The sequence below is a fragment of the Campylobacter canis genome (assembly GCF_045504005.1).
GTDB lineage: Bacteria > Campylobacterota > Campylobacteria > Campylobacterales > Campylobacteraceae > Campylobacter_A > Campylobacter_A canis.
The window spans coordinates 34709-42413 of record NZ_JBJJXH010000012.1 but is presented as its reverse complement, the minus strand read 5'-3'; the positions used below and the strand labels follow the sequence as shown (position 1 = coordinate 42413).

Here is a 7705-nt window from a genome sequence, read left to right as displayed (position 1 = left end):
AAGAGTATCTATTTGGATTTTTTGATTTAGAGAGTGATTGTATGAGGAGGATGAAATGGAGGATGGAAAGTAAAGAGCGATATTATGTAGCAAATACACCCAATTCAAAATTTTAAAAATTTATTAATATAAATATCCGAATCAAGAACAATAAAATGGCGACAAAGAAACTACTAGGATTTCCAATCTCATTTAATTGGAATAGTCATTAAAATTACTATATCTAAGGTTTCCATTGAGCTAAAATAATATCCTTATTTTCCAAATTTATCTCATCATAATTTCACTAATTAAATCTTTAATTTTTTGAGTTGCAAATTGCGTCTTAAAATCTATTTTTACATTATCGTCGACAGCTTCAAAGAATTTCTTTGCGTGAGCTATTTTTTGTTTTTCATCGCTCAATAAATCACGCTCCTCTTTATTTTTAACTTCTACAATCAAATGCAATGTTTTATTTGCTTCTTTATCTTGTATGACGTATGCAAAATCTGGACTGTATGAGCCGCCGCCGCTAACTGGAATTCTAATTGAATTTTTAGGAATTTTTGTAAATACCGTTATTGTATCAATGTTTTCAGATATATTTTCTTTTTCAAGCTCCGAGTCAAAGTATATCTCATCAAACAAATAACTACTTACAGCTACCCCATCGCTTTTTTCTGCTCCTAAATTTCCAGCCTGTATCTCGCTAAGTGGTTTTCCGTCCTTGTCCGTAAATTTCGTAGGATGTATGTTTATTAGATTTTGGATTTTTTGGTATTTTACGGAAAAATTACTAATGGAATTGTCTAATATATATTTTGAAAAACCGTGCTTAATAAATCTAATGGTTTGATTGCTTAAAAAGTTGTTGATATCTATCTTGTCTTGCTCTCGATAAATTTTACAAAAAGCCTGGTGCAAAGTATTGATATTAGCCTTTAATTCGCTAGATAGCTTTAACAGAAATTCGCCGTATTTCATATACGATATCGGTAGTATTTCCTCACTTATATTGAAAGATGTTTCATAATACCCCATATTGCCGTCAAATTTCATAGTTTGCTCTTTTGAAACTACTGCGCCGACTTTGAAATTTGATTTATTTTCTTTCAAAAAGCTGGTAAGTAGGCCTAAAAAGGTTTTTTCATCCTTAATGTTGTATTGCAATATAGCTTTTTGATTGATTTTTTCCCAAAGCTCTTTTAGCTCGTCGTATTTGCCGACTCTAATATGCGCCGCTTGTTTTTTATCGCTGGAGTTAATAATTTTAGATTTTCTCACGCCTCTATCAATAAACGCTTGCGGATATAGCTTTTTAAGTTCATCAAAGCCGTTTTCTTTAAAATTTCTACCAAAGTCGATAATGCCTTTTTCACCTATTTCATTAAGCAAGCTATCGCTTTCAAGGTTTTCATAGCTATTGCAAATGGCATGAATTAACTCATCGCTTAGTTTCTCGTTTTCACTAAAATCGGCGATATTGGATTTAGAATTTATCTCACTGATTAGGCTTTCGGCAAAGTCTTTTTCAGTAAAATCCACAAAATAGTTTAAATAAAATCCGCCGTCTTTTATGCGTGAGCCGTATTCATTCACTGGTAGTCTTAGTCCGCGTCCGACTTCTTGTAATTTTGACGTAACGCTACCGCTGGAGCGCAGTTTGCATATACCAAATACGTTAGGGTTGTCCCAACCCTCTCTTAAAGTCCATTTTGAAAAGATGAAACGACGAGGATTATCAATACTTAAAAGGCTTTCTTTATCGTGTAAAATTTCGTTTATCTCTTGCTCTATCTTTTCGTCATTATCGTTATTATCTTTTGAAAAATATCCGCCGTGCGTAAGCGTTATATCAGATAGAGATTTTTTGAGATATTCGATATAAGCTCTGTTCTTATCACTTTTAGACTTTTCGTTTTCTAAAATCTTGTTTATTTTAGATTCAATAAGTTTTTCAAAAAAAAGTCTGAAATTTCCATCTTTATTTCTATATCCATCGATATCATCTATAAAAAACAGAGTGAGCGGCTTAATCTTATCTCTTCTTTCAAAGAAAGCTTGTTCTAGCTTAAAATGTTCCTCGACGGCTTGTTTTACCATTTTCTCGGCAAGAGTTTCATTGTAAGAATAGGGATTTATGACGCTATTTTTGGCTAGCTCCAGGCCATTTGACAAAAGCACGAAGTTTTTTGCGATATTCTCTATTTGTAGATTACCCAAGTCGGGGTGTATTTCTTTCATCGGTTGCGCTTTATGGATTATGTGCTGTTTGCCATCAAGTTCAAAGGTTGCTTCATTTTTGTTAAAATCTATAAGCTTTAGTCTCGCATTCTCTTGCGCCGTATCGTTAAAATCACTAATGAAAATCTTAACACCTTTAACCAGGTCATCATTAAAAGCCTGAACCGAATTTAGCCTATAAACTAAATTTTTTTCTTCTCCATCAAACGTTGCTCCAAATCTAAATATCCATTGAGCTTTTATCTTTTCTATATTTTTAAAGGTTTTATTGTCTTGTTTAAATCTGTGCGGTTCATCTATGATGATTATCGGGCTTATACTTTCAAGCGCCTCAAATGGATTATCAAACATATCATTTAGCATTTTTTGATATCGTTTGTCCATAGTGTCCGAATTTAACATACCTTGATTAATAATCAAAACCTCGATTCCTTTATCTGGTTGAATTTGCTTGCTTACAAAATCGCTTATAGCTTGCGGTAAAACTTCTTTTTTTGCCTTAGTATTTTTCTTGCTCTCAACGATATATAAATTTATTTCTTTTGAATATATATTTCTAAAATGTTCTCTAGTGGCACTTGATTCCAAAAAATTTATCGTTCCAGCTTTGATTGAAAGAGTCGGCACGACGATAATAAATTTACATTGACTTAAATTTTGATTTAGCTCAAACATCATTTTAGTATATGTATAGGTCTTACCAGTGCCAGTTTCCATTGAAATATCAACGATATTGCTATTTTTATCGTGATATTTTTTAGTGTCAATGTCGTTGTCTTTTTGAATTTCTTTTATATTTTTTGAAAATTGAGCTCTGTCTAAAAATATTATACGAGGATTTGAGTAGTTGGCTAAAATTTGGTTGTTATTAATTTCTCTAATGGTATTGTTGAAAATAGCAAGGATGGATTTAACGGCTTTTTCTTGGTGCGGCAAATTGTGTTCGTAAGTAAAACCGGCCATTAGATATCCCTTATGATAATTTTTAGCTCGATTGACTTTGCATTGGTTATGACATTGAGGTTGTGGCAAATTTCGTTTTGCATTGCGCTTTCAAAGTGTTTCCCGTATATCACTATAACATTGGGTTTAAATGTTTTATCGGAGTCTATTTTTTCTACCAATGCCACTAAATCGTCGTGCGTGAAGTTTGGATTAATTAAATATAGTTTCTTGTCGCCGTCATAGTGCGCAATATATTCCTTTAGTTTTATTTCTTCGAGGTTTTTATCTAATTTAATACCGTCATAAAGTTTCCAAGTAGTTACAATAGCGTTTGCGTCGCACTCGTATAATGGTAACGACGCATTATTATCGAATCGCTCCATATCCTCTATAAACTTATCTTTTTTGATAATCTCGTAAATCTTAAAATCCAGGTCAAATTTAGACATATCTTTATCTTGATTTACTTCGACCAGCTTATTTTTGGCTCTTATTAGTCTTTCTCTTGTAATGTCAAAAATGCTAGGTTCTTGTATTCGCAGCTCATTTTTACAAAAATCATAAGCTATTTTTTGACTTTTATTTTCTGATTTTAATTTCTCGTCGAGTTGGACTAATATAAATTTGCGGCTACCGCCATCTTCTAAGTTTTGAGCCATTGCAGCGTGAGCTGTCGTGCCAGAGCCAGCAAAGAAGTCCAAAATGATATCGTCATCATCGGTGCCAACTTGCATTAATTTTTTAAGTAAGTTTGTAGGCTTTGGTGTGTCAAAAACTTTTTTACCGTTAAATAAAGTTTGTATTTCTTTTGTAGCCTCTGTGGTAGTTCCGAATTCTGTAAATATAGTCCTAGTTTTTATAATTTTTTCTTTTTCAACTTCATCAAAATATGTTACTTCATAAGGAGTTAAACGCCCCCTTGAATTTTCCTGCCAAAAAATATGATCTTTGTCTAAATTTTCAGGTTTTTTACGCCAACGACCATCTTCGTTATTTGGCGCAACTGGATAAAAATCATTGCCGCTTGGGTCTTTGATGGGGTAATAAAGAGTTGGTCTATCAATTCGCAAGGCATTATCGCCATCTTTTTCAAGTTTTCTAATTTTTGCTCTTCTATTATTGATTGTTTTATTAAAATCAGTTTCATTATACTCATCTGTTTTATCAAGTATTTTCCAACTTTTCTTTGTGTAACATAAAACATATTCGTGTTCTTTTTGAAAAAATTCTGAATCACTTCCGCCACCACCTTTTTTCTTTTGCCATATTAAGTTGGCAATAAAATTCTCTTCCCCAAAAATTTCATCGCAAAGCATTTTTAACTGCGCCTGCTCGTTATCGTCTATTGAGATAAATATCACACCGTCATCCTCAAGAAGCTGTCTAGCAACGTAAAGCCGAGGATACATAAAGGTTAGCCAAGCTGAATGAGAATTTGAACCTTTGTCTATAAATTCAAGTATTCTTTGTGCCTCTTCTTCACTAATTCCAGCCTTTTGCGACAATTTTTCTTTAGTAAATTCTCTTTTGTCTTGATAGATGAAGTCCGTGCCAGTGTTATAAGGCGGGTCTATATAAATCATCTTGATAGACTTATAGTAGGCATTTTTAAGATGTTTTAAAACCTCTAAGTTATCGCCTTTGATGAGTAAATTTTCAGTGGTCTTATTAAGATTAAAGTTCTTATCTTCGCTCATTACGCTAAGCGGCTTTTCATTTGCTAGTAGCCTTGCGTAAGACTTACCAAGCCAATCCAGGGTATAGCTTTCTTTGGCAAAGTTTATCTTGCTATCTCGCAAAGCCTTATCAAGCTTAGATTTTATAAACTTACCGTCCTTATCAAAGCAATTTGGAAAAATATCCTTTAATGCTTGAATTTGCTCGCTATTTACGGTAATACCAGAATTATCGCTAATATTCTCTTTATCCAAAATCGCAACCCCTTGTTGTTTATTATATTTATTTTGAAATTTCATATTATTTTGAGCCCCTTAAAATCCCTAAAATATTATAAGTTATTGATCTCTCAATATCTGCCAAGTTCTAACAATCCTTGTCGTATCCTCACCCTTAAGCATCGCAAGCAAATCAAGCAAGGCTGGTATAGCAATCGGTTTTTGAACCTCTCCTAGCCATGCCGTATAGGTGCTGTGAGCTACACCGATTCTTTGAGCCATCTCCTTTTGAGAGATATTTCTTAGCTCTTTATCTTCGATTTGCTTATGAATTTTATACACTATGTCAGATAGCTTAAAGAATTTTTTATTGTATCTCCAACTACTTATAACCATAAGCATCCGTTCATCGTCGAGCATCGATAACATTTTAAGCATAGCACTCATGGCCGACGGCTCGTTTTTGCCTCTTAGCCACTCTACATAGGTAATAGTAGCTATATTTAACCTAGTGGCTATCTCTTTCTTGCTAATTTTTTGCAGCTCCTTGGCTTCAATGCCTTGATGAATTTGAAGCAAAGTTTCTTTTAAGCTCATCCATTTCCTTTCGTATTCATAATTTTAGTAAAAAAAGACTTAAAAATCCATGCCATATATTATACAATATTTTAATTACTGATTTATATTCAATATTAAGCTATTTATAATATATTATTCAGTATAATTAAACCTGTAATATATAAAATAAGGTTAGATATGGCTCAACACTTTTTACTATCGGCCGAAGCTCGCAAGCTATCTCTTATTAAAATTGCCAGAATGAATGACTTCCAAGCTATTGCAGCTTTTAAACAAGTTCGTTGGTTTGAAACCAAAGGTAACCCGGTATGCCCTTGTTGCGACAGTAGCGGCAAAATTTACTTCATAGCCTCTCGCAAGCAGTTTAAATGTAAAGAGTGCGCTAGCTTCTTTAGCGTTACGAGCGGCACGATTTTTCATGGACACAAACTATCGTTACAAACGATACTTATGGCTATTTGTATATTCGTTAATGCTGCTAAAGGAATCTCGGCGCTACAACTCTCTCGCGACTTGGGCGTTCAATATAAAACCGCTTGGGTATTACTTCATAAAATTCGCGAAAGCCTAATGGATTATGATAGTTCGCGACCGTTTCAAGGCGTAGTCGAAATGGACGGAGTGTATGTTAACGGCTATATTCGCCCTAAGAATAGGTTAGAAAAAAGAATAGATCGTAGAAAGGCATATAAGCCCAATAAACGAGTGGTTATATCGCTCAGGCAAAGAAACGAATTCGGTATCGGAGCAAATCGCACGAGAACGTTCATTTTAAGAAGCGAAAATGGGGTGGAGTTAAGTCGTATAGCTCATAGATTTATCGTAAGAGGCAGCGAAGTGCACACGGACGAGAATATCGGATATTCAAATTTTATCGCTCATTACGATCACAGAGTGGTTAATCATGCCGTAGAGTATTGCGGTATAAACGGAGAAAACAACAATCAAAGCGAAAGCTACAACTCAAGGTTTCGCAGGCTTCAATACGGACAATGCCATAAGCTCGGCACGTTATATCTATCTAATTATGCCAATGAGATAGCTTACCGCGAGGATACAAGGCGATTTAATAACGGCTTTATCTTTCGAGATATTTTAAAGAAGTGCTTAGATAGAGGAATTTCAAATGAATTCTGCGGTTATTGGCAAGGAAATCATATAGTAGCCGAAAGATTAGGCATTTAGGACTTTTATACGATATCGTTTTGCGTCGTTTGCAATACGGCATTCTATTACGTCCTGACGAACTAAATTCTCTAAAACGGTGTAAATTCCGCCGTATATCGATTTATGAAGCTCTTGCGGTAGAGCTTTTGCTTTCATTACATACTCTGTTAATTCATTTATATCGACATTGTCGTTGTTTTTTATATATTCTATAACGAGTCTTGTTAGCTCTTTATGTTTAAAATATCTTTCTCTCGTTTTCTTGGGTGCTATTTTTCTTAAGTCGTAGTTCAGATCAAATATCTTTATACTTTTTGAGATAGTTGAAATTTCATCTCTTACCTCTTTTATCGCTTCCTGATATGATTTAATTCTGCCTTGAAGCTCTGCGTGTTTGGCTACTAAAGCCGATATTACGTGAGTTTCTGCCATATTTTTCCCTTTTTACTACAATTGTTATACGCGATTAATATGGTTAGAATTTTATCTGATTATTTTATAGAAGTTGGTTGCGGTTGCTACATAATACCGGTAAAGAGAGGATAAGAAGAAGATAGAAAAAGAGTGAAATATAAACTTATATTCCCACTATGAAATTAAGATGGCAATTATTTGACTGGAAGTGCTGGTTGCAGGATATTTAAAATTAAATTTGGTATAAGAAAATTTATACAATAATACTATCTATTAATATTTTTTGGAGCTTTTATGACTATTTATGAGCTAAAGCCAAAATTCCAAAATCTCCTACGTCCGCTTACGACTAAGCTTTTTAATCTAGGCATCACTGCAAATCAAGTTACCATTTTTGCCTGCATTGTATCCGTATTCATAGGATTTTTGCTGGAAATCAATTGAATTTTGGCTTACTTTGATTTTAAGAGTAAATTTAT

5 protein-coding genes are annotated in these 7705 nt (G+C 33.8%); 1 reads left to right on the top strand and 4 read right to left on the bottom strand.

Going from position 1 to position 7705, the window contains the following annotated elements:
- Positions 1 to 267: 267 nt before the first annotated feature.
- The 3 genes from ACHJH3_RS10260 to ACHJH3_RS10250 are packed head-to-tail and all read right to left on the bottom strand — an operon-like array spanning position 268 to position 5663.
- Entirely contained in the window at positions 268 to 3189 is a 2922-nt protein-coding gene (locus ACHJH3_RS10260; RefSeq protein ID WP_407064718.1) for a type III restriction-modification system endonuclease, read from the bottom strand.
- Complete coding sequence (locus tag ACHJH3_RS10255) at positions 3189 to 5147, bottom strand: site-specific DNA-methyltransferase (protein WP_407064717.1); 1959 nt, start codon at positions 5145 to 5147, stop codon at positions 3189 to 3191. Before ACHJH3_RS10255 ends, ACHJH3_RS10260 begins: the two co-directional genes overlap by 1 nt.
- 39 nt (positions 5148 to 5186) lie before the next feature.
- Positions 5187 to 5663 carry a hypothetical protein gene (locus ACHJH3_RS10250; protein WP_407064716.1) on the bottom strand — a complete coding sequence of 159 codons (477 nt, stop codon included), beginning with the start codon at positions 5661 to 5663 and terminating at the stop codon, positions 5187 to 5189.
- 159 nt (positions 5664 to 5822) lie between these two features.
- Between ACHJH3_RS10250 and ACHJH3_RS10245 the strand changes: the two genes are divergently transcribed.
- Positions 5823 to 6830 (top strand): IS1595 family transposase, encoded by a 1008-nt coding sequence (locus ACHJH3_RS10245; RefSeq protein ID WP_407064715.1) that lies wholly within the window; start codon positions 5823 to 5825, stop codon positions 6828 to 6830.
- On the opposite strand, the gene ACHJH3_RS10240 is transcribed toward ACHJH3_RS10245, so the two are convergent.
- Positions 6819 to 7244 carry a hypothetical protein gene (locus ACHJH3_RS10240; RefSeq protein WP_407064714.1) on the bottom strand — a complete coding sequence of 142 codons (426 nt, stop codon included), beginning with the start codon at positions 7242 to 7244 and terminating at the stop codon, positions 6819 to 6821. The two genes, ACHJH3_RS10245 and ACHJH3_RS10240, sit on opposite strands and share 12 nt — an antisense overlap.
- Between the last annotated feature and the right edge of the window lie 461 nt (positions 7245 to 7705).

Bases quoted from the DNA above. Each gene is read 5' to 3' on its own strand.
- ACHJH3_RS10245 (WP_407064715.1), top strand. From the start codon at position 5,823: ATGGCTCAACACTTTTTACTATCGGCCGAAGCTCGCAAGCTATCTCTT.
- ACHJH3_RS10255 (WP_407064717.1), bottom strand. From the start codon at position 5,147: ATGAAATTTCAAAATAAATATAATAAACAACAAGGGGTTGCGATTTTG.
- ACHJH3_RS10260 (WP_407064718.1), bottom strand. From the start codon at position 3,189: ATGGCCGGTTTTACTTACGAACACAATTTGCCGCACCAAGAAAAAGCC.
- ACHJH3_RS10240 (WP_407064714.1), bottom strand. From the start codon at position 7,244: ATGGCAGAAACTCACGTAATATCGGCTTTAGTAGCCAAACACGCAGAG.
- ACHJH3_RS10250 (WP_407064716.1), bottom strand. From the start codon at position 5,663: ATGAGCTTAAAAGAAACTTTGCTTCAAATTCATCAAGGCATTGAAGCC.